The sequence below is a fragment of the Cellulomonas sp. Root485 genome (assembly GCF_001426705.1).
Taxonomy (GTDB): Bacteria; Actinomycetota; Actinomycetes; order Actinomycetales; family Cellulomonadaceae; genus Cellulomonas.
In genome coordinates this window covers 1059415-1080326 of sequence record NZ_LMFC01000002.1, presented here as the reverse complement: position 1 = coordinate 1080326, position 20912 = coordinate 1059415, and the positions used below count along the sequence as shown (strand labels likewise).

Annotated in this window: 19 protein-coding genes; 5 read left to right on the top strand and 14 right to left on the bottom strand. The window is 72.2% G+C overall.

Annotated elements, in window-relative coordinates; all coding sequences use genetic code 11:
• Window positions 1-409: 409 nt before the first annotated feature.
• From ASD16_RS13470 to ASD16_RS13460, 3 genes are all read right to left on the bottom strand, one after another.
• On the bottom strand, window positions 410-1504 hold the full coding sequence (locus ASD16_RS13470) for a site-specific integrase (protein WP_055918014.1): 1095 nt from the start codon (window positions 1502-1504) through the stop codon (window positions 410-412).
• A gap of 220 nt (window positions 1505-1724) precedes the next feature.
• Window positions 1725-2306 carry a dihydrofolate reductase family protein gene (locus ASD16_RS13465; protein ID WP_055918011.1) on the bottom strand — a complete coding sequence of 194 codons (582 nt, stop codon included), beginning with the start codon at window positions 2304-2306 and terminating at the stop codon, window positions 1725-1727.
• A 53-nt stretch (window positions 2307-2359) separates the two neighbouring features.
• Window positions 2360-2809, bottom strand: coding sequence for a MerR family transcriptional regulator (locus tag ASD16_RS13460; protein WP_369817980.1), 450 nt, complete (start codon window positions 2807-2809; stop codon window positions 2360-2362).
• Between ASD16_RS13460 and ASD16_RS13455 the strand changes: the two genes are divergently transcribed.
• Both ASD16_RS13455 and ASD16_RS13450 read left to right on the top strand, forming a co-directional pair.
• Window positions 2808-4028: an MFS transporter gene (locus tag ASD16_RS13455; protein WP_235523279.1), complete on the top strand. Its 1221-nt coding sequence runs from the start codon at window positions 2808-2810 to the stop codon at window positions 4026-4028. The two genes, ASD16_RS13460 and ASD16_RS13455, sit on opposite strands and share 2 nt — an antisense overlap.
• Before the next feature lie 24 nt (window positions 4029-4052).
• Window positions 4053-5267 carry an MFS transporter gene (locus tag ASD16_RS13450; RefSeq protein WP_082570833.1) on the top strand — a complete coding sequence of 405 codons (1215 nt, stop codon included), beginning with the start codon at window positions 4053-4055 and terminating at the stop codon, window positions 5265-5267.
• Window positions 5268-5282: 15 nt separating this feature from the next.
• Here the strand turns inward: ASD16_RS13450 and ASD16_RS13445 are convergent, their stop codons facing one another.
• The 7 genes from ASD16_RS13445 to ASD16_RS22455 form a co-directional block, all read right to left on the bottom strand.
• Window positions 5283-6347, bottom strand: a complete 1065-nt coding sequence (locus tag ASD16_RS13445) for an alpha/beta fold hydrolase (protein ID WP_082570832.1) — start codon at window positions 6345-6347, stop codon at window positions 5283-5285.
• Between the two features lie 83 nt (window positions 6348-6430).
• Window positions 6431-7117 (bottom strand): response regulator, encoded by a 687-nt coding sequence (locus ASD16_RS13440; protein WP_055918456.1) that lies wholly within the window; start codon window positions 7115-7117, stop codon window positions 6431-6433.
• A complete protein-coding gene (locus ASD16_RS13435) occupies window positions 7117-9630 on the bottom strand; it encodes a DUF4118 domain-containing protein (protein ID WP_055918005.1) in 2514 nt (837 codons plus the stop codon). Before ASD16_RS13435 ends, ASD16_RS13440 begins: the two co-directional genes overlap by 1 nt.
• A complete protein-coding gene (gene kdpC / locus ASD16_RS13430) occupies window positions 9627-10268 on the bottom strand; it encodes a potassium-transporting ATPase subunit KdpC (protein WP_055918002.1) in 642 nt (213 codons plus the stop codon). The genes ASD16_RS13435 and kdpC overlap by 4 nt, the downstream gene beginning before the upstream one ends.
• The gene (gene kdpB / locus ASD16_RS13425) at window positions 10268-12361 is read right to left on the bottom strand and encodes a potassium-transporting ATPase subunit KdpB (RefSeq protein WP_055917999.1); all 2094 of its coding nucleotides are present in this window, start codon (window positions 12359-12361) and stop codon (window positions 10268-10270) included. The genes kdpC and kdpB overlap by 1 nt, the downstream gene beginning before the upstream one ends.
• Entirely contained in the window at window positions 12358-14022 is a 1665-nt protein-coding gene (kdpA, locus tag ASD16_RS13420) for a potassium-transporting ATPase subunit KdpA (RefSeq protein ID WP_055917997.1), read from the bottom strand. Before kdpA ends, kdpB begins: the two co-directional genes overlap by 4 nt.
• Window positions 14019-14111 (bottom strand): potassium-transporting ATPase subunit F, encoded by a 93-nt coding sequence (locus ASD16_RS22455; protein WP_157453929.1) that lies wholly within the window; start codon window positions 14109-14111, stop codon window positions 14019-14021. The genes kdpA and ASD16_RS22455 overlap by 4 nt, the downstream gene beginning before the upstream one ends.
• Before the next feature lie 299 nt (window positions 14112-14410).
• Between ASD16_RS22455 and ASD16_RS13415 the strand changes: the two genes are divergently transcribed.
• From ASD16_RS13415 to ASD16_RS13405, 3 genes are read left to right on the top strand one after another with little or no spacing between them, the layout of a single operon-like run.
• Window positions 14411-15061 carry a TetR/AcrR family transcriptional regulator gene (locus ASD16_RS13415; protein ID WP_055917994.1) on the top strand — a complete coding sequence of 217 codons (651 nt, stop codon included), beginning with the start codon at window positions 14411-14413 and terminating at the stop codon, window positions 15059-15061.
• 58 nt (window positions 15062-15119) lie between these two features.
• Entirely contained in the window at window positions 15120-16043 is a 924-nt protein-coding gene (locus ASD16_RS13410; protein WP_055917991.1) for an ABC transporter ATP-binding protein, read from the top strand.
• Window positions 16040-17689, top strand: a complete 1650-nt coding sequence (locus ASD16_RS13405) for an ABC transporter permease (RefSeq protein WP_055917988.1) — start codon at window positions 16040-16042, stop codon at window positions 17687-17689. Before ASD16_RS13410 ends, ASD16_RS13405 begins: the two co-directional genes overlap by 4 nt.
• Before the next feature lie 74 nt (window positions 17690-17763).
• On the opposite strand, the gene ASD16_RS13400 is transcribed toward ASD16_RS13405, so the two are convergent.
• From ASD16_RS13400 to ASD16_RS13385, 4 genes are all read right to left on the bottom strand, one after another.
• Entirely contained in the window at window positions 17764-18540 is a 777-nt protein-coding gene (locus ASD16_RS13400; protein ID WP_055917984.1) for an ABC transporter permease, read from the bottom strand.
• The gene (locus ASD16_RS13395) at window positions 18537-19256 is read right to left on the bottom strand and encodes an ABC transporter ATP-binding protein (RefSeq protein WP_055917981.1); all 720 of its coding nucleotides are present in this window, start codon (window positions 19254-19256) and stop codon (window positions 18537-18539) included. Before ASD16_RS13395 ends, ASD16_RS13400 begins: the two co-directional genes overlap by 4 nt.
• Complete coding sequence (locus ASD16_RS13390) at window positions 19253-19825, bottom strand: TetR/AcrR family transcriptional regulator (protein ID WP_055918453.1); 573 nt, start codon at window positions 19823-19825, stop codon at window positions 19253-19255. The genes ASD16_RS13395 and ASD16_RS13390 overlap by 4 nt, the downstream gene beginning before the upstream one ends.
• A gap of 69 nt (window positions 19826-19894) precedes the next feature.
• Entirely contained in the window at window positions 19895-20818 is a 924-nt protein-coding gene (locus ASD16_RS13385; protein WP_055917978.1) for a PfkB family carbohydrate kinase, read from the bottom strand.
• Between the last annotated feature and the right edge of the window lie 94 nt (window positions 20819-20912).

Sequence of the window (20912 nt, the reverse complement as noted above, 5' to 3'; positions counted from 1 at the left end):
CGCCGATAGTTCCGCGAATAGATGTTCGAGTAGGTGTGCGAGTAGATCGAGGTACAGGTGTGCCGGTAGATCGGCGGACAGGTGCTCGACTAGCTCTTCCAAGACGCGTTCGGCACGGGGTGAGGAGACACAGACCGTTGCGCGGTGAGGATCAGATCGTGCCACTGACAGCGGGGACCGTCATCGCTCATCCACAGGAGATCGATCCCTGCACGTCGTCGTGAAGCGGCTGGGCCGGATGGAGCTGCCGGGGAACGTGGTCCAGTGCAAGGAGTGGTCGCGCGCTCGACGCGTCGGCCGGCCGGCCCGTGGGCACGACGTTAGAAACGGTCCAGCGCGGCCGCACACATGCGGGCCGCGCGTTGCCGCTCGCATGGCATGACGGAGCTGCGGAGCGGTCACCATCGGGTCATCCAGCGCGAGCTAGGCGGGACAAGGCGTCTGCGATTACGCGATCGCGATCTGCCGCCGCGTGTTGGTAGCGCATTGCCATGGTTGGCGTTGTGTGCCCGAGCCTGGCCATCAGCTCTGCGACGGTGGCGCCGGAGGCCGCGGCGAGCACAGCACCGGTGTGCCGGAGGGCATGAAACGAGAGGTCCGGACGCCCGGCGTCGAGTTTGGCTCTCGCGAACGGTCCGCGGAAGCGATGCGGCGATAGCTGCAGGCTGACGCTCCGCGCATCCGGGAACAGCAATGCGTCCGGTCGCCCTCCGACGCGTCCGTGCAGGTGCTCCGTGAGCAGCGGCAACAGATGGGGAGGGATGGCCACGTCGCGCGCACCGGCCTCGGTCTTAGGCGTGTCGACCACCGGCACACCCGTCAGCCAGGTCACTCCCCTGCGGACACGGACCACCCCGGCATCGACATCGAGATCGGCGCGCCGCAGTTCTGTGACCTCGCCGAAGCGGAGCGCGCACCAGGCCCCGAGAAGAATCATCGGCTGGTACTGGGCGTCGACCGCCTTGGTGAGCGCCTCAAGCTCCGCCAGCGAGGCAGGTCGGATGTTCTTCGAACGCCGACCGACCGAGCCGGCGCCCTCGACGCGGCACGGGTTCGACTCGATCAGCGTCTGACGCCAGGCGGTATTCAGCATGGTGCGGAACAGCGCGTAGACGTGAGCGCGTTCGGTGCGCCGATCGGGCAGAAGCGTCCCGTACCACTCGCTCACGGTCGCCGGCGTGATGTCGACCAACCGGACGTCACCCCACGTGGGCTCAAGCGCTTTGACGAACTGCCGGGTGTAGAGCGTTCGGGTCGACTCTTTGAGGTCGCGTTGCTCGAGCCAACGCCTGCCGAACTCGCCGAACGTCGTCACGACGGCGGTCGGGTTGACCTTGCCCTCGCCGATGAGGACGCGCTGCTTGGCGAGCCACGCAGTCGCTTGAGCCTTCGACCCGAACGTGTCCGGCGCGGTGATCGACTGCTCGGCTCCGGGCACCTGATAGCGGGCCTGGTAGCGGCCGCTTGGCAGCTTCCGGACCGACCCGAAGTCACGTCGAGACACCTCTTGACCCTCCCCGGCGTGCCAGATACGTGCCAGAAGTCGGCGAAATCCGGTTCAACGGGGTTCACGTTATCACTCGCGAAAGGTACGCAAAGGTGCAGTTCAGAGGCCCATTCTGTCCACTCGGTTCATCTCAGTTCATAGGCCACTTCGAAGGTTCGAGTCCTTTCGCGGGCACCACCTGACGTGCAGGAACGCCTGCCGTGTCGACCGACGTCGGTCAGCGGCGCACCTTGCAGCGCACGTGAAGAACCCGGTTGCCCTGGATCACCACGTCGGGATCCTCCAGCAGGTGCTGTGCGTGGACCGACCCGAAGTAGCGCTTGCCGGATCCCAGCACGACGGGCGCGACGTCCATGCGCACCTCGTCGACCAGGCCAGCGGCAAGCACCTGCCCGCCGACGTCGCCGGCGGCGACCTCGACGATGCGGTCGCCCGCGAGCTCGTGCGCCGTGGCCAGGGCTGCCTCGACGCCGTCGACGAAGTGGAACGGCGCCTCGGGGTCCCAGCCGTCGGGCGGGGGTCGGTGCGTCACGACGACGACGTGGTCGATCCCGCTCGGGGGCTTCCCGTCCCAACCGTCCGTCAGGTCGAAGACGTGGCGGCCGACCACCGTGACCCCGATCTGGTCCCAGTACGGCCGGGTGTAGTCGAAGGACGGCTGCGACACCGTCAGCACGCCGCTCTCGTCCAACGGGACGTCACCGCTGGTCAACCAGTCGAACAGCGGTCCGGGCTGGTCATCGTCGTCCGCGACGAAGCCGTCCACCGACACCGAGGCATACATGACCACCGTGCCCACGGGGCTCTCCTCTGCTTGGGGTGCGTCCAGGCTAGCGAGTCACCCGTACGGCGTCAGTCGGCCGACAGCGCGGTGGCGCCCTCCAGTACGGCGGTCGCGTGCTCGGTGCGCTGGAGGTAGTCGCACAGGGTGCGGCGGCTCCTGGTCAGGCACGCGATCCGCTCGTCGAGGCCGGTGAGCTCGTCGGCGAGCATCTCGGCGACCTGGCGGGTGCACGACGGGGCGAGCTCCTCGGCCCGGGTGTCCTCGAGGTCCAGCAGCACCTTGGCCAACCGGGTAGGCACGCCGGCGCGGACCAGGCCGACGACCTGCTCGACGCGGGCGACGTCCTGCTCGTCGTAGGTGCGGTACGTGTTCGTGGTGCGGGCGGGGGTGATGAGGCCCTGCTCCTCGTAGTACCGCAGCAGCCGGGTGGAGACCCCGGTGCGGCGGGCGAGCTCACCGATCTTCACGACGACCCCCTTGACCTTCACAGTGATGTCAAAGTTTAGCGTCGTCTGCATGAACCTCTCCGACCGGCTCCCGTGGCCGAGCCTCACCGTCCTCGGCGGTGCAACGTTCGTCATGGTGACCGGCGAGATGCTGCCGACGGCCGTCCTGCCGCAGATGAGCGCCGACCTCGGCGTCACGCAGGCGCGCACCGGTCTGCTGGTGTCGCTGTGGGCGCTGACCGTGGTCGTCGCGACGTTCCCCCTGGTCCGGCTCACCCGACGGTGGGACCGGCGCTCGGTCGTCGCCGCGGCGCTCGTCGTCTTCGCCGTCGCGTCCGCGCTCACCGCGGTCGCACCCACGTACGAGGCCGCCGTCGCCGGCCGGCTCCTGGGCGCCGCCGTGTGCGGGCTCCTGTGGGCGACCGTCAACGCGCACGTGGCCGACATCGTGCCGTCGCGCCACCTCGCGTCCGGCGTTGCCGTGGTGCTCGGCGGGGCGACCCTCGGCACGGTCATCGGCGTTCCGCTCGCGAGCCTCGTCGCCGAGGGATGGGACTGGCGCGTGGCCTTCGGGTCGCTCGCGGTGCTCGGCGGCGTGGCGGCGGTGCTGGTGCGGGTGCTGGTGACGCGCGCAGTCGCGCTGGGGTCAGCCGACGAGCGCGCCGCCGCACCCGTCGGGCAGCTGCGGCCGGTGCTCGTGGTCGCCGGTCTGGTCGGTCTGGTGCTCGTCGGGCACTTCGCGGCGTTCACGTTCGTCACGCGGCTCGTGGCCGACGCGGCCGCGGGGCTGCCCGGTGGCGTCAGCGGGGCGCTCCTGGTGTTCGGGGCGTCGTCGACCCTCGGGCTCGCGGTCGTCGGCCGGGTGCGGGACGGCTGGACTGCGCCCGTGCTCGTCGCCGCGACCGTCCTCGTCGCGGTGTCCCTGCTCGCCCTGGTCGTCGTCGACGGCCGTCCCGTGGTCGGCCTCGTGGTGCTCGTGGCGTGGGGCCTCACGTCCGGCACGCTCCCGCCGCTCGCGCAGACGCTCATCATGAGGACCGCCGGCCCCGAGCACCGCGGCACCGCCGGCGGCGTCATCCCGGTCGTCTTCAACCTCGGCATCGCCGTGGGTGCCGCGGTCGGCAGTCTCGTCGTCGAGCGGTCCGCGCCGGCTGCCCTCCCGGTGCCCGCCGCGCTCGTCGTGGCCGTGGCAGCGGTCGGGCTGGTCGTCGCCACCCGGTCGCGCGCCGCCGAGCCGACGGACCTCCCGGCCCGGCGGGCGGTCGTCGAGCCGGCGGCGTGCCCGAACTGACCTCGGGTGGGTAGCGTCCGGGGCGTGAGCGAGTCGTCCCCCGCACGTCGCCCCCTGCCCGTCCGGGCGATCGCTCCGCTGTACCTCGCGGGGTTCACCACCGCGTTCGGCGCGCACGGGCTCGCCGCCGCCCTGGGGACGCAGACCGATGATGTCGGGCTGACGCTGCTGACGTTCGGGGCGGTCCTCGCGCTCTACGACGTCGCCGAGGTCATCCTCAAACCCGTGTTCGGGGCCCTGAGCGACCGGATCGGCATCAAGCCCGTCGTCGTGGGCGGACTCCTCGCGTTCGCGATCGTCTCGCTGCTCGGCGCGGTGTTCACCGCACCGGCGATGCTCGCGCTCGCGCGGCTCGGTCAGGGTGCCGCGGCGTCCGCGTTCTCCCCGGCGTCGTCGGCGGCGGTCGCGCGGGTGGCCGGACCTGCCGCCGCGGGGCGGTCGTTCGGCCGGTACGGCGCGTGGAAGAGCCTCGGGTACGCGATCGGACCGCTGCTCGGCGCAGGGCTCCTGGTCCTCGGTGGACTCCAGGCGCTGTTCGTCGCGCTGGCAGTGCTGGCGGCCGGCGCGACGGTCTGGGCCGCGGTCGCGGTGCCGAACCTCCCCGTCCTGCCGCGGCAGCGCTCGACGGTCGCGGACCTCGTGCGCGAGCTGACGGACCCGTCGTTCCTCGTCCCGACGGCCGTGCTCGCGGCGAGCACCGCGGCGCTGGGGGTCGCCGTGGGCTTCCTGCCCCTGCTCGGCACCACTCTCGGGCTCGGGACGGCCGCGAGCATGGGGGTCGTGACGGTCCTCGCGCTCTCCTCGACGGTCGTGCAGCCGATGGTCGGCCGGTTGCGTGACGCCGGGCGGGTCGACACGCGGCGCGGGGCGCCCGCCGGCCTGGTCGCCGTGGCCGTCGGGGTCCTCCTCGTGGCGGTAGCACCGCACCCGGTCACCCTCTACGCGTCCGCCCTGCTGATCGGTCTCGGCATCGGCGTCGCCACGCCGCTCGCGTTCGCCCACCTGGCGGCGACGACTCCCCCGCAGCGCATGGGCCGCACGATGGGGACCGCCGAGCTGGGCCGCGAGATCGGCGACGCGGGCGGTCCGCTGCTGGTCGGCGCGGTCGCCGTCGCGGCGAGCCTGCCCGTGGCGCTGGGTGTCCTGGCGGCGGTCACCGCCGGCACCGCGGCCGTGAGCGGCACCGCGCTTCGCCCTGCCCCGGCGGCCGACGGCGCATCCCCGCCCACCGGGTTCTGACCGGTCGCAGCCCGCTCACTGCGTCGCGGCGAGGAACTTCCGGATCTCGGCCACCACGTCGTCGGGCGCGTCGACGTAGATCAGGTGCGCACCGTCCAGGACGACGATCCGGCTCTGCGGGTGCTCGCTGGCGACAGCCTCGTGGACCTCCACCCAGTCGGGCATGCCCAGCTCGTGCGTGAGCTCCACGGAGTCGTCCGCGAGGACCATCAGCGTGGGGATCGCGGCGTCGAACCGGTGACCTTCCAGGGCGAGGTCGTTGCGCAGGGACCAGCTGACCTCGTCGTCGAGCAGGCGCAGGTCCAGCTTGGTGTTGTCGAGCAGCCAGTCCCGGTCCTGCTCCGCCTCGTCGAGCAGCGGGTTGGCGGGCAGGAGGGTCGAGTCGTCGCCGTTGATCCACCGTTCCACCCGCACCAGGCCGATGAAGCGCGCCACGGACATCGTGGGGTGGAGCCCGCCGTCCGCGGAGAGGTCACCCGCGTAGTCCTCCGGGGCCAGCTGACCGGGCGAGGTGCTGTCGAGCCCCACGAACCCGGCGACCTCGTCCGGGTAGAGCTCGGTGAACTCCAGCCCGTACAGACCTCCGAGGGAGTGGGCGACGAGCACGTACGGGCCCTCGACCCCGGCGCCCTGCAGCGCGGCGTGGATCTCCGTCGCCACGTTCTCGTTCGTCCGGTCCGTCGTCGTCGTGTCGGAGAAGCCGTAGCCCAGGTAGTCGACCGTGGCGATGTTGACGTCCTCGGCGAGTGGCTCCCAGACGCTCTCGAGCTCGTAGTAGGTGCTGCCCATACCCATGCCGGCCAGGAACACGAGCGTGGGCTCGCCCGGGTGCTCCGCACGCGAGTAGACGTGCATCCTGGCCCCGTCCTCCACCTCCACCAGGACGCCCGGGACGTCGAGCCGCGCCAGGCCGATGGCGTTCGCTGCCTGGTTGACGCCGGTCAGGAGGAGGATCAGCGCGAGCACCACGGCGAGCACGACGACCACCGTGCGCAGGAGGCGCCTCGGCCAGCTCCGTCGTCGCCTCGGTGCGTCCTGCGTCGGTTCGGGGACCGCGGAGACGACAGACGGTTCGATCATGCCTGGAGGCTCGCAGGCGTCCGAGTTCCGCCGCAACGGGGAACAGCCCTGAGAGGCACCCTGAGATCCTGGACCGCGGCTGGTCAGGGCTCGAAGATGTAGCCCATGCCCGGCTGCGTGATGATGTGCCGCGGGTGGGCCGGGTCGTCTTCCAGCTTGCGGCGCAGCAGGGCCGAGTACACGCGCAGGTAGTGGGTCTCGTCGGAGTACCCCGGGCCCCAGACCTCCTGGAGCAGCTGGACGCGGCCGACGAGCCGGCCACGGTTGCGGACGAGCACCTCGAGCATCGACCACTCCGTCGGGCTCAGCCGGACCTCCGCGCCGTCCCGGAGCACGCGCCGGCGTGCCAGGTCGACGGTCAGCGATCCCGCGGTGACGACCGCGTCGTCGAGGTCGGACGGGACGGACGCGCGCCGGACCGCCGCGCGCAGGCGGGCGAGCAGCTCGTTCATGGCGAACGGCTTGGTCACGTAGTCGTCGGCCCCGGCGTCCAGGGCGTCGACCTTGTCCTCCCCGTGCTGCCGGGCTGACAGGACCACGATGGGGACGTGGCTCCACCCGCGGATCGCGGTGATGACGTCGAGGCCACTCATGTCCGGGAGCCCGAGGTCGAGCAGCACGACGTCGGGGGTGTGCGACGCCGCGGCCGAGATGGCCGAGGCACCGTCGCCGGCGGTCGTGACCTCCCAGCCGGTGGCACGCAGCGTGATCGACAGTGCGTGCGCGAGGCCGGGCTCGTCGTCGACGACCAGGATCCTGTTGCCGGTCATCACAGCGCCGACTCTGCGAGCGGGACCGTCACGAGCATCGTGAGTCCACCGCCAGGGGTGTCCTCGACGCTCACCTCGGCACCGACGGCGGTCGCGAGCCCGTCGGCGACTGCCAGCCCGAGCCCGAGGCCGGTGCCGCTGGTGTCGCCCAGCCGCTGGAACGCGGCGAACATGTGCCCCTTGACGTCGTCGGGGACGCCGGGACCGTCGTCGACCACCCGCACGACGACGTCGTGGCCGACGACCGCCGACCCCACGATGACCGGGCTGCCGGTCTTCGCGTGCCGCACCGCGTTGGAGACGAGGTTGGCGACGACGCGCTCCAGGAGGCCCGGGTCGGTGTGCACGAGAGGCAGGTCGTCCGGCACGTCGAGGACCACGGCGCCCGGCGGGTAACCCTCGATCGCGAACGGCACGATCTCATCGATGCTCGTCGCACGCAGCACGGGTCGGACGCTACCCGTCTGCAGCCGGGACAGGTCGAGCAGGTTGTCGATGAGCCGTTCCAGCCGGGCGGTGGACTCCTCCAGGGTGCCGACGAGGGCCGCACGGTCGGCGTCGTCGAGGTCGAGGTCCGTGGACGTCAGGCCGTCGACCGAGGCGCGGATGGTCGCCAGCGGCGTGCGCAGGTCGTGCGAGACGGCCGCCAGCAGAGCGGTGCGGGTGGCGTCGGCCTCGCCGAGGATGCGCGCCTGCTCCGCCTGGGCGCGCAGGCGCTCCTGCTCCAGCACGATGCCGACCTGCGACGCGAAGGCCTCCAGCACCCGTCGGTCGCTCGCGGGGAGCACCCGACCCGTGAGCGCGAGCACCCGCTCGTCGTCGACCACGAGCACCACCTGAGCCGCCTCGGGGTCGAGCGCGGGGTCGACGCCGTCCGTCGCCAGGACCTCCCACCCGCCGCCGCTCCTGGCGAGAAGCGAGACCGCTTCGAGCGTGAAGGTCTCACGCAGCCGGGCGACCAGCGCGGCAGCGGTGTCCTCGCCCGAGAGGACCGACCGGGAGATCGCGGCAAGGGCGGAGGCCTCGGCGCGGGCCCGGAACGCCTCGGTCGTCCGACGCGCTGCGAGGTCCACCACGGAGGCGACACCGGCGGCGACCAGCACGAACACCCCCAGCGCGAGCGCATTCTCGGGTTCGGCGACGGTGAGCTTCCCGGTGGGGAGCGTGAAGAACCAGTTGAGCAGCAGGAAGCCGACGATCGCACTGACGATGGCCGGCCACAGTCCGCCGACGAGCGCGACCAGGACGGTGAGCGCCAGGAAGAGCATGAGGTCGGTGGGCAGGCTGACGAGATCACCCATCGCCGAGAGCAGAAGCGTGAGCACGACGGGCCCGAGCAGAGCGACCGCCCAGCCGGCGGTCCGGCGCGGTCCGGACAACGCGGAGCCGCGGCCGGTCCGGCGACTGCCGGCCCGAGCCCTCTCGTGGGTCACCAGGTGGACGTCGATCATGCCGGCGAGGCGGGCGATCTCGGTGCCGTTGCTCTCCCGGACGGCCTCCCGCCAGCGACTGCGCCGGGACACACCGACGACGATCATCGTGGCGTTCACCCCGCGCGCGAAGTCCACGACGGCGCTCGGGACGTCCTCCCCCACGACGGTGTGGAACGTCCCCCCGAGCGACTCGACCAGCGCACGCTGCTCCGCGATGCGCGCGGGTGGGGCGCTCGGCAGGCCGTCGGTGGCGAGCACGTGCACGGCGAGGAGCTCGGAGCCTGCGGCGCGCTGGGCGATCCGCGCTCCGCGCCGCAGCAGCGTGTCCCCCTCCGGTCCGCCGGTGACCGCCACGACGACGCGTTCGCGGGCGGGCCACGGTGACTCGATCCGGTGGTCGCGCCGGTAGGTGGTCAGCGCGTCGTCGACGCGGTCCGCCAGCCACAGCAGGGCCAGCTCGCGCAGCGCCGTGAGGTTGCCGACGCGGAAGTACTGCGTGAGCGAGGCGTCGATCTGCTCGGCCCGGTACACGTTGCCGTGCGCGAGCCGCCGCCGCAGCGCCTCCGGCGCGAGGTCGACGAGCTGGATCTGGTCGGCGTCGCGCACGACGTGGTCCGGCACCGTCTCGCGCTGCTTCACGCCGGTGATCGCCTCGACGTCGTCGTTCAGGGACTCCAGGTGCTGCACGTTGACCGTCGTGACCACGTCGATGCCCGCCGCGAGCAGGTCGTGCACGTCCTGCCACCGCTTCGCGTGCGCGCAGCCGGGGACGTTGGTGTGCGCGAGCTCGTCGATCATCGCCACCTGTGGCGCGCGGGCCAGGACGGCGTCGACGTCCAGCTCGGTGAACTCGCTGCCGCGGTGCTCCAGCCTGCGGCGCGGCAGGACCTCAAGCCCCTCGAGCAGCGCCGCCGTCGCGAGCCGGCCGTGGTCCTCGACGAAGCCGACCACCACGTCCGTCCCACGCGACAGGCGGCGGTGGGCCTCGTCGAGCATCGCGTACGTCTTCCCGACGCCCGGCGCGGCGCCGAGGTAGACGGTCAGCCGACCGCGCCTCGGTACCTCGTCGGCTGGGGTCATGAGCCCATTGTCTGCAGTGCGAGGTTCAGGCGGAGCACGTTCACCCGAGGCTCGCCGAGGACGCCGAGGTCACGACCGACGGTGGCGTCGTCGACGAGCGCCCGGACCTCGTCCTGCGACAGACCTCGCTCCCGTGCGACGCGGGCGACCTGGAGCCGGGCGTACGCCGGCGAGATGTCGGGGTCGAGCCCGGATCCCGAGGCGGTGAGTGCGTCGACCGGGACGTCGGCGCGCTCGATGCCCTCCGCGTCAGCGACGGCGGTACGTCGCTCCTCGACGGCCGCGAGGAGGTCCTCGTTCAGCGGGCCGAGGTTCGACCCGGCGGACGCGAGGGTGTCGTACCCGTCGCCGGCAGCCGACGGGCGCGGGTGGAACCACTCCGGCCCGTCGAACGCCTGCCCGATCAGCAGCGAGCCCACGGCGTCGTCGCGCGACGTCACGCGCTCCCCGGTCGACGAGACGAGTGAACCGTTCGACTGCCAGGGGAACACGACCTTCGCGACGCCCGTGACCGCCAGCGGGTAGGCGAACCCGAGCAGGACCGTGAGCACGAGCAGCACCCGAAGACCGGCCCAGGTCTGGCGGACGAAGGCGACGGTGTCGGATCCGGACGAGTAGTGCGGGCGTGCGGTCGTCATCAGGACATCCCCAGGGCAGTGACGAGCAGGTCGATGAGCTTGATCCCGACGAACGGGGCGATGACGCCGCCGAGCCCGTAGACCAGGAGGTTGCGGCGCAGCAGCGCGCTGGCCGACGACGGGGTGTACCGCACCCCGCGCAGGGCCAGCGGGAGCAGCGCGACGATGATCAGCGCGTTGAAGACGACCGCCGAGAGGATGGCCGACTGCGGGCTGGTCAGGTGCATGACGTTCAGGACTCCGAGCTGCGGGAACGCGACGACGAACATCGCGGGCAGGATCGCGAAGTACTTGGCGACGTCGTTGGCCACCGAGAAGGTCGTCAGCGCGCCGCGCGTGATGAGCAGCTGCTTGCCGATCTCGACGATCTCGAGCAGCTTCGTCGGGTTCGAGTCGAGGTCGACCATGTTGCCCGCCTCCTTCGCGGCGGTCGTCCCCGTGTTCATCGCGACACCGACGTCGGCCTGGGCGAGCGCCGGGGCGTCGTTCGTGCCGTCGCCGGCCATCGCGACCAGCCGCCCGCCCTCCTGCTCGCGGCGGATGAGGGCCAGCTTGTCCTCGGGCGTCGCCTCGGCCAGCACGTCGTCCACGCCGGCCTCCGCACCGATGGCCTTCGCCGTCAGCGGGTTGTCGCCGGTCACCATCACGGTCCGGATGCCCATCGCGCGCAGGGCGTCGAACCGCTCGCGCATGCCCTCCTTCACGACGTCCTTGAGGTGGATCACCCCGAGGACGCGGGCAGGCTGGTCGCCGAGCTGCTCGGCGACCACCAGAGGAGTGCCGCCCGACGCGGAGATCGCGTCGACGGTCGCGGCGACGTCCGCGCCCGAGTGACCGCCTGTCGTCCGGACCCAGTGGGTCACGGCCGCCGCGGCGCCCTTGCGGACCAGCCGCGAGGGGCGCCCTGACGCGGCGGGCAGGTCGACGCCGCTCATCCGGGTGCGGGCCTGGAAGGGGACCAGCTCGGCGCCGACGAGGTCCCCCTCGGGGCGCTCGCGCAGGCCGAACCGCTCCTTGACCAGCACGAGGACCGAGCGGCCCTCGGGGGTCTCGTCGGCCATCGAGGACAGCTGGGCGGCGTCGGCGAGCAGTGCGTCGTCGATCCCGGGGGCGGGGAGGAGGTCCGCCGCCTGCCGGTTGCCCAGCGTGATCGTGCCGGTCTTGTCGAGCAGCAGCACGTCCACGTCGCCGGCAGCCTCGACCGCGCGGCCGGACATCGCGAGCACGTTGCGGCGGACCAGGCGGTCCATGCCCGCGATGCCGATGGCGGACAGCAGAGCGCCGATGGTCGTCGGGATGAGGCACACCAGCAGCGCGACAAGGACGATCAGCTGCTGCGGAGCGCCTGAGTAGACGGCGAACGGCTGCAGCGTCACCACCGCCAGCAGGAAGACGATCGTCAGCGTGGTGAGCAGCACGTTCAGCGCCACCTCGTTCGGCGTCTTCTGCCGCTCCGAGCCCTCCACCAGCGCGATCATCCGGTCGACGAACGTCTGACCGGCGGGGGCCGTGATCCGCACGACGATGCGGTCCGACAGCACGACCGTCCCACCGGTGACCGCCGACCGGTCGCCGCCGGACTCGCGGATGACCGGCGCGGACTCGCCCGTGATCGCGGACTCGTCGACGCTCGCGACGCCCTCGATGACGTCCCCGTCGCCGGGGATGGTCTCGCCGGCGACGACGATCACGACGTCACCGACCCGCAGCGACGACGAGGGCACCTCGGTGGTGCTGGATCCCACGACCTTGCGTGCCGTCGTCTCCCGCTGCGTGGCCCGCAGGCTCGCCGCCTGCGCCTTGCCGCGTCCCTCGGCCACGGACTCCGCGAGCGTCGCGAAGACGACCGTGAGCCACAGCCACACGCTGATGGACCACGCGAACGCGCTCGGCTCCAGGATGGCGAGCACCGTGGTGAACGCCGCGCCGACCTCGACGACGAACATGACCGGGGAGTCCCACAGCCGACGCGGGTCCAGCCCACGCAGTGCTCCCGGCAGTGCCGCGGCGAGCTGGCGGGGGGACAGCGTCGAGGTGGCGGCCGGCACCTTGTGGGGGGTGACCGGCGGCTGCTTGACGAGGGTGGTGCTCATGACAGGGACTCCACGACGGGACCGAGGGACAGGACGGGGACGAACGTGAGGCCGACGACCACGAGGGTCACGGTCACCAGGAGGCCGACGAACAGCGGCGTGTGGGTCGGCAGGGTGCCCGCGCCCTCAGGCACCTTCCGCTGGCTGGCGAACCGGCCGGCCAGCGCCAGCACGAGCGCGATCGGCACGAACCGGCCGACGAGCATCGCGAGCCCGAGCAGGGTGTTGTAGAACGGCGTGCCGACGGACAGCCCGGCGAAGGCCGAGCCGTTGTTGTTCCCCGCCGAGGCGAACGCGTAGACGATCTCGGACAGGCCGTGCGGCCCGCCCTGCAGCTGACCGGCCAGGCCCGCGGGCACGGATACGGCGATCGCGGCGCCGATCAGCACGACCGCAGGCATCGTCAGGATGTACAGCGCGACGAGCGTGATCTCCTGCCGGCCGATCTTCTTGCCCAGGTACTCGGGCGTCCGCCCGACCATGAGTCCGGCGAGGAACACCGCGACGACGATCAGCACGACCATCCCGTACAGGCCGCTGCCGACGCCGCCGGGCGACACCTCGCCGAGCAGCATCCCGACGAGCGCGACCCCGCCGCCCTGCGCGGTCAGCGAGTCGTGCATCGAGTTCACCGCGCCGGTCGAGGTCATGGTCGTGGACGCGGCGAACAGCGCGGACGCGGCCTCGCCGAAGCGGACCTCCTTGCCCTCCATCGCGCCTCCGGCCGCCGCGGGGACCAGCCCGGGCCCGGCCAGCTCGGCCCAGGTGAGCAGGCCGACGGCGGCGACCCACAGGGTCGCCATCGCGGCCAGGATCGCCCAGCCCTGGCGACGGTCGCCGACCATCCGGCCGAACGTGCGGGGCAGGCTGAACGGGATGAGCAGCAGCAGGACGACCTCGAGCGCGTTGGTCCACGGGGTCGGGTTCTCGAACGGGTGCGCGGAGTTGGCGTTGAAGAACCCGCCGCCGTTGGTGCCCAGCTCCTTGATGGCCTCCTGCGAGGCGACCGGGCCGCCGAGCACGGACTGCGTGCCGCCGGCCAGCGTCGTGATCTCGGTGTGCGCGCTCAGGTTCTGGATCACGCCGCCGGCGACGAGCACGAGGGCCGCGGCGAACGCGAGCGGCAGCAGCACCCGGACGGTCACCCGGACGAGGTCCGCCCAGAAGTTGCCGACGCGGGAGTCCGTCCCGTGCCGCGCGAACCCGCGGGCCAGCGCGGCGAGGACGGAGATCCCGACCGCGGCGGAGACGAAGTTCTGCACCGCGAGGCCGGCCATCTGGAACAGGTGGCCCGCAGCCGCCTCCCCCGAGTACCACTGCCAGTTGGTGTTGGTCACGAACGAGACGGCGGTGTTCCACGCACCGGCCGGGTCGAGCGGTGCCATGCCGAGGTCGAGCGGCAGCCTGTCCTGCAGCCGGCCGAGGCCGAACAGGACCAGGACGGATGCCAGCGAGAAGCCGAGCAGGGACAGCAGGTAGGTGCTCCAGCGCTGCTCGGCGTCCGGGTCGACCCGCATGACCCGGTACCCGACCCGCTCCACCGCGAGATGCTTCGGCGAGGTCAGGACCCGGAACATGTAGTCACCGAGAGGCCGGTGCGCGACGGCGAGGACCAGGACGACGATCCCGATCTGACCGATCGCCGTCCACTCGGCGCTCATCGGACCTTGTCCGAACGCAGCAGCTGGACCACCAGGTACACGAGGAGCGCGCCGGCCACGGCCAGGCCCGCGATGTCGAGCCCGCTCATGTCCGGTCCGCCCGCCGGGCGAGCAGCGCGACGGTGGCGAAGAAGGCCACGGTCAGCGCGAGGAAGGCCAGGTCGGCCATGGGTCTCACAGTGCTTTCGACGACGGTCGGGGGCGCCTTCTCGGAGCCGCCGGCGGCCCTCTCACCAGGGCCGCAACCGCAGGTCTACGCCTCGCGACAGGCGGCGGGAGGCCGTGTTGACGGAACCTTGACGGACCTGCCCGAGGTCTTAGCGCAACGTTGTCGCCCCGCGTCGGCTCCCCCTTGCTTTCCGCTGGTCACGTGTATAGCGTCTTGGTCATGCATACAGCCCGGTCGGTCCGGGCGTCCGACCTGACTGCGCGGGCCAGGATCCGGGACGCAGCCATCGCCTGCTTCGCCGACGAGGGCTTCGACGCCTCGTTCCGGACCATCGCCCGACGCGCAGGCGTCTCCCCGGGGTTGATCACCCACCACTTCGGCTCGAAGACGGCCCTGCGCGCGGAGTGCGACTCCGAGGTGCTGCGCCACTACCAGGAGCTGAAGACCAGCAGCCTCGCCGACCCCAGCGCCTACCTCCTGCAGAACCTGACCGGGCCCAGCACGGCCGCACCGCTGGTCGTGTACCTGCTGCGCGCGATCCACGCCGGCGGGAAGCCCGCGCAGGAGTTCCTCGAGCACCTCATCGACGGCGTGCGGGAGGTCATGCGGGCGGGCGTCGAGACCGGTGTCGTGCGCCCGTCGCGCGACGAGGAGGCACGCCTGCGGTACCTCACCTACCAGACCATGGGCGCGCTGCTCATCCAGTTCCTCACGTCGCCCGGAGCGACACCGGAGGAGTTCGTCATGTCGGTCCGGGACGGGCAACGGGACCAGATCCTGCCGACGCTCGAGCTGTTCACGGAGGGCATCCTCACCACCCGGCGGATGCTCGACGACTACCTCCTCTACGTCGGGGACCCGCCGCGGTAGCAGCAGGTGTCCCAGCCCTCCACCAACCCCTCCCCGGCAATGAATCGAAGGAACAGGCATGTCCAGCAACGCCATGGCCCTGCAGGTCGAGGGCCTCGAGAAGAGCTTCGGGACCGTGCACGCGCTGCGAGGGCTCGACCTGGCGGTCCCCACCGGCCAGGTGACCGGGTTCCTCGGGCCGAACGGGTCCGGCAAGACCACCACGATCCGGATCCTGCTCGGCCTGCTCCGGTCCGACGGTGGGCGCGCGACCCTGCTCGGCGGCGACCCGTGGACCGATGCGGTCGCCCTGCACCGGCGGATCGCCTACGTCCCCGGGGACGTCACCCTCTGGCCGAACCTCACCGGCGGGCAGGCCATCGACATCCTGTGCCGGCTGTCGGGTCCGCTCGACCCGGCGCGCAAGAAGGCGATGCTGGACCGGTTCGAGCTCGACCCCACCAAGAAGGCCCGGACCTACTCGAAGGGCAACCGGCAGAAGGTCGCCCTCGTCGCGGCACTGGCCTCCGACGCGGAGCTGCTGCTGCTCGACGAGCCGACCAGCGGGCTGGACCCGCTCATGGAAGCGGCGTTCACCGAGTCGATCCGCGAGGTGAAGGCCGACGGGCGCTCCGTCCTGCTGTCCAGCCACATCTTCTCCGAGGTCGAGAGGCTGGCGGACCGGGTGACGATCATCCGCGACGGCGTGACCGTCGAGTCCGGCACGATCGCCGAGCTCCGCCACCTCACGCGCACGCAGGTGACCACCGTGCTCGACGGCGGGACCGACGGGCTCGCGACCCTGGCGGGCGTGCACGACCTGACGGTGGTCGACGGTCGGGTGACGTTCGCCGTCGACGACGCCGAGCTGCCGCACGTGCTCTCCGCCGTCGCCGCGCTCCACCCTCGCATCCTCGAGGCCAACCCGCCGTCGCTCGAGGCCCTGTTCCTGCGCCACTACGGCGACGAGCTCGCGGCGCTCTCCGGCGGGAGCCAGAGATGACTGCCACCGTCCGAGCCTCCGAGGCGGCACCCGCCACACCCCAGCACGTCGCGTCCACGCTCGCCGGGACGGGACCGATGGTGCGGTTCGTCGTGCGTCGCAACCGCGTGCGACTGGCCGTGTGGTTCGTCGTGCTCGTCGGGATGTTCGCCTACATCGCGACGTACTACAAGGAGCTGTTCCCCACCCAGCAGTCGCTCGACGACTTCGCCGCACTGTCCGACACCCCCGGCATCCGGGCGCTGACCGGGCTGTCGGCTGCGGCGGACACGCTCGGCGGGGCGGTCTGGACGAAGGGCTGGATGACCATCGCCCTGAGCCTGGCGATCGGGGTCGCCTTCCTCGTCACCAGGAACGGCCGGGCCGACGAGGAGGTGGGCCGCACCGAGCTGCTGCGCTCGCGGATGCTGGGCGTGCACGCGTACTCCGCCGCGTCGTGGCTGGTCCAGGGACTGCTCTGCGTAGCCGTCGGGCTCGGCATCGCCGCGCTCTCCGCGGCGAACGGGCTCGATCCGGCGGGGACCGGCGTCGCGGGGTCGTTCGTCCTCGGCGCCTCCGTGGCCGGAGTCGGCCTGTTCGGGCTCGGCGTCGGTGCGGTCGCCGGCCAGGTGGCGTCCACGTCACGGGGCGCCAACGCGCTCGCGTCGGCGGTGATCATCGGCTTCTACGTCGTGCGGATGATCGGCGACCTCGGTAGCGGGGCGCTGACGTGGGCGTCGCCGATCGGCTGGGGCGAGTACATGCAGCCGTACGCCGGCAACCGGTGGTGGCCGTTCGTGCTGCTCCTCGTGCTCGCCGGTGTCCTCCTGGCCGTGGCCACCCGGATCGAGTCGACGCGCGACCACGGTGCCGGGCTGCGCGCGGAACGCCCCGGACCGGCCGGCGCGCCGCAACGACTCGCGTCGCCGCTCGGGCTCGGTCTGCGCCTGCAGCGCGGTCCGATCCTCGGCTGGTCCATCGCCGTCGTGCTCGCGGGCCTGCTGTTCGGCTCGATCATCGACGCGATGACCACCCTGCTCGACGACGCCGGCGGCGGTGCGGACGACCTGCTGCGCGGCTCGGGCGTCCAGGCGCTGCTCGCGCTTCTGGCCGGGATGATCGCGCTGGTCACCGCGATCTTCGCGACGCAGCAGGCCGTCTCCCTGCGCACCGAGGAGGCGAGCGGGATCATCGAGCCACAGCTCGCCGGGGCGGTGTCCCGAACCAGCTGGACGCTGCAGCGGCTCGCGATCCCCGTCGTCGGCTCGGCCGTGCTGCTGCTCGTCGGCGGTGGCCTGCTCGGCGCGGTCTACGGCTCGGTGGTCGGCGACTCGTCGCAGGCGGCGACGATGGCCGGAGCCGCGCTCGTGTACTGGCCGGCGGTCATGGTGCTGGTCGGCGTCGCGGTGGCGCTCTTCGGCTGGCTGCCGCGCCTCGCTGTTCCCCTGACCTGGGGGCTCCTCGCGGCCATGTGGTTCGCCGCGATGCTCGGCGACGTGTTCGGCCTGCCGCAGTGGCTGCTCGACGGGTTGCCGTTCTCGGCCGTGCCCTACCTGCCGCTCGAGCCGATGTCGTGGACCCCGGTGGCGGTACTGACCTTCCTCGCCTGCGCGCTCGTCTGGACGGGGATCGACCGCTTCAGCCGTCGCGACGTGCAGCCGGGGTGACACCTGTCCCCTCCGCGGGTCTCCGCCTCCGCCTGGGCCGACGACGGGGGTGACGCGACCGTGACCGCAGCCTGTCATCGCACGAGCTGCAGCCGGTCCCACAGGGCGATGGTCAGGGCGGCGCACGCCGCACCGAAGGCCACCACGAGGGTCAAGGGGCCGGCGGACACCGCACCGGGATCCATGGCCCACAGGGCAGGAGCAGCGAGCGGGACCCACGCCGTCGCGCCCGTGAACACCGTGATCTGTGCGACGACGATGGTCACGGCCGCGACGGCGACGCCGGGCAGGATGCCACGGCCGAGCGTCGCCGCGACCGTGGCCGCGAGCGCGATGAGAGCGGAGAGCGTGCCGAGCACGACGATCCGGACGAGACCGGCGACCACCTCCGCTCCGGGCACACCGAGCCCGAAGGCCAGCCCCACCAGAGCGAGGGTCACGGCCAGGACCGACGAGACGATGACGGCCCAGCACAGGTGCACGACGAGCTTGGCCGCGGCGATCGCCGGGCGGCTCACGGGGAGCCCGAAGAGGGCCGGGGCTGTGCCGTCGGCGAACTCGCGGCCGACGAGCCACGCTGCTCCGAGCCCGAACGCGAACACCGACGCAGCGGCCGTGACCTGGGTGGACGCGAGGACCAGGGCATGCCAGTCGGCCTTGGCGATCTCCGGGCCCAGCTTGGCGAGCATCTGCGCACGCGCCTGCGGTGTACCGCCACCGTGCGCCGCCGCCAGGATCGCCGCGACGATCGCCGGCACCCCGAGCGCGAGAAGCACCCCGGTCGCGCGCAACGTCGACGATGCCGTCGCCTTGCGCGCCTCGACGACCATGGCCGTCCGGAAGCCGTTCACCGGGTCACCGCCTCGTGCACCTTGGCGAAGAATGCACGCTCGATGTCGACGCCACCCGGGTCCAGCGAGCCGATCATCCGACCCTCGGCGATGACCGAGATCCGGTCGGCGATGCGAGCGACCTCGTCCAGATGGTGGCTGGAGACGAGGACGCCTGCTCCCGCAGCGGCACGGCGGAGCAGCGCCTCACGCAGCGTGATGATCCCGGCCGGGTCGAGCGCGGTCGTGGGTTCGTCGAGCACCAGCAGCCGGGGGCGATGGGCGAGCGCGGCGGCCAGTCCGACCCGCTGTGCGTTGCCCGCCGACAACCGGCGCACCAGGACTCCCGCGTACGTCGCGAGGTCGAGCTCGTCCAGCACCGCGTCGACCGTCCCTGCGACGTCACGCGCTGCCACTCCGTGCAGGCGGGCCGCCAGGGCGAGGTTCGTCGCCGCGTCGAGCTCGCCGTACGCCAGCGGGTGCTCGACGAGCGCGCCGACGGCTCCCCACACCTCGCGGCCCGCGTCGCCGACCTCCTCGCCGAGGACCTCGACCGTGCCTCGCTGGGGCCGGAGCATGCCGAGCACGAGCTTCATCAGGGTCGACTTCCCTGCGCCGTTGAGACCCACGAGCGCGTGCACCTCGCCCGCACGGACCTCGAGGTCGACGTCATGGACACCGGCACCGCCTCGGTAGGTGTAGGCGACGCCCGCCAGCTGCAAGAGCGTGTCTGTCATCGTCCGTGCTCCACAAGGTCGAGGGCCCGCAGGATGGCGCCGCCGAGGGTGACGCCTTCCCGCCGTGGCCAGTCGAGCAGCGCGGTCATGAGGGCACCCATGACAGCGGCGGCGCAGACGGCGGCGTCGTGCGGCGACGTGCCGCCGGCCACCAGCTGTTCGGCGATGGCCTCCTCGGTCGCGGCGGTACCCGCGCGGATCGCCGGAAGCAGGCTCGGCGTCGCGCCGGCCAGCGCGATGCGTGCTTTGAGGGTGTCGTCGTCATCCAGCGGCTGCCCCTCCCATGCAGCCCGGACGCCCCGTGCCGCCCGGACGATCGGGGGGAGCTCCCGGGGCTGGGAGCTGATCGCCGCAGCGATCAGCGGGTCGTAAGGATCGTCGACCACGAGCTGGGCCTTGCTGCGGAAGTGCCGGTAGAAGGTCATCTCCGTCACGCCCGCGCGCTGCGCGACCTGAGCAACGGTGGTCTGGTCGTACCCCTGCTCGCCGAACAGCTCGAAGGCGCTGGCGAGCAGACGGGCGCGGGTACGTCCCGACTTCGTGCCGACGCCGACCACCGGCGGGCTCATGCTCACCCCGGAAATGTTAGTCACTAACTTTCCGCCGGTCCAGGGCGCTCGTCGACTGCTGACGAGACCTCAGGCGCTGGTCGGGGCGACCGCGAGCTCCGCCGCGGTCGGTGGCACCGCTCCCAGCCGAGCGATGGTCAGCGCCGCGGCACGCACCGAGCGGATCAGCACCTGCTCCACCACCGGGGCGCCCGAGCGCAGCCAGCGCATGCTCACGTCCGCGTCCCAGCTCAGCGCGGTGTCGATGAGGCTCGACATGAAGGCGTCGCCGGCCCCGCCCACCTCGTCCGCGTACAGGACGGGGACGGCGGGCACGTCGACGATGCCCCGCGCGGTGACCGCCGTCGCGCCGCGCGCCCCACGGGTCAGGACCACGAGGTCCGGACCGCGGGCCACCCAGTCGCGCAGCACGTCGACCGCGGGGACGTCCGGGTGGAGGAAGGCCAGGTCGGCCTCGCTCGTCTTGACGATCCCGGCGAGCTGCACGAAGTCGTCGGTCCGACGGACGGCCGCCTCCCGCGACGTGACGAGAGCGGGCTCGACCTTCGCGTCGAAGGTCACCAGGGACCGGCCGTGCGCCTGCTCCACGAGGTCGAGGACCGTGCCCGCGCCCGGCTCCACGTAGGCCGCGAGCGACCCCGCGTGGACGCACCGGGCGTCGAAGGTCCCCGGGTCGGGCGAGGGCGCCCAGTGGACCCGGAAGTCGTGCGACGCCGAGCCGTCGAACCGGACGACCGCCCGCTGGACGGACGAGGCGGCCGCGCCGAACGACGACCCGGACAGCTGGACGCCCTCGTCGGACAGGTACGCCGCGATCTCCTCGCCGCGCTCGTCGTGCCCGAGGTCCGTGTGCAGCACGACGTCCCGCCCGAGCCTCGCCAGTCCGACGGCCACGTTGCCGGCGCTCCCGCCGACGCGCTCGCGGATGGTCATGCCGTCGTCGAGGAGGTCGATCAGGGCTTCGCCGACCACCAGCACGTCATGCAGTGTCATGTGTTCCTCGATCCGGGGGTGGCGCCGGCGTCCTCAGGACCCGGGAGCGGCGCGCGCACACCGGGGCGTCGGGATGCTCCGTCGAGGGTGTCAC

Excerpts from the sequence above, each read along its gene's own strand:
- ASD16_RS13455 (WP_235523279.1), top strand. The coding sequence starts at position 2,808 with ATGAACCTCTCCGACCGGCTCCCGTGGCCGAGCCTCACCGTCCTCGGC.
- ASD16_RS13460 (WP_369817980.1), bottom strand. The coding sequence starts at position 2,809 with ATGCAGACGACGCTAAACTTTGACATCACTGTGAAGGTCAAGGGGGTC.
- ASD16_RS13445 (WP_082570832.1), bottom strand. The coding sequence starts at position 6,347 with ATGATCGAACCGTCTGTCGTCTCCGCGGTCCCCGAACCGACGCAGGAC.
- ASD16_RS13440 (WP_055918456.1), bottom strand. The coding sequence starts at position 7,117 with ATGACCGGCAACAGGATCCTGGTCGTCGACGACGAGCCCGGCCTCGCG.
- ASD16_RS13435 (WP_055918005.1), bottom strand. The coding sequence starts at position 9,630 with ATGACCCCAGCCGACGAGGTACCGAGGCGCGGTCGGCTGACCGTCTAC.
- kdpC (WP_055918002.1), bottom strand. The coding sequence starts at position 10,268 with ATGACGACCGCACGCCCGCACTACTCGTCCGGATCCGACACCGTCGCC.
- kdpB (WP_055917999.1), bottom strand. The coding sequence starts at position 12,361 with ATGAGCACCACCCTCGTCAAGCAGCCGCCGGTCACCCCCCACAAGGTG.
- kdpA (WP_055917997.1), bottom strand. The coding sequence starts at position 14,022 with ATGAGCGCCGAGTGGACGGCGATCGGTCAGATCGGGATCGTCGTCCTG.
- ASD16_RS22455 (WP_157453929.1), bottom strand. The coding sequence starts at position 14,111 with ATGAGCGGGCTCGACATCGCGGGCCTGGCCGTGGCCGGCGCGCTCCTC.
- ASD16_RS13415 (WP_055917994.1), top strand. The coding sequence starts at position 14,411 with ATGCATACAGCCCGGTCGGTCCGGGCGTCCGACCTGACTGCGCGGGCC.
- ASD16_RS13410 (WP_055917991.1), top strand. The coding sequence starts at position 15,120 with ATGTCCAGCAACGCCATGGCCCTGCAGGTCGAGGGCCTCGAGAAGAGC.
- ASD16_RS13405 (WP_055917988.1), top strand. The coding sequence starts at position 16,040 with ATGACTGCCACCGTCCGAGCCTCCGAGGCGGCACCCGCCACACCCCAG.
- ASD16_RS13395 (WP_055917981.1), bottom strand. The coding sequence starts at position 19,256 with ATGACAGACACGCTCTTGCAGCTGGCGGGCGTCGCCTACACCTACCGA.
- ASD16_RS13390 (WP_055918453.1), bottom strand. The coding sequence starts at position 19,825 with ATGAGCCCGCCGGTGGTCGGCGTCGGCACGAAGTCGGGACGTACCCGC.
- ASD16_RS13385 (WP_055917978.1), bottom strand. The coding sequence starts at position 20,818 with ATGACACTGCATGACGTGCTGGTGGTCGGCGAAGCCCTGATCGACCTC.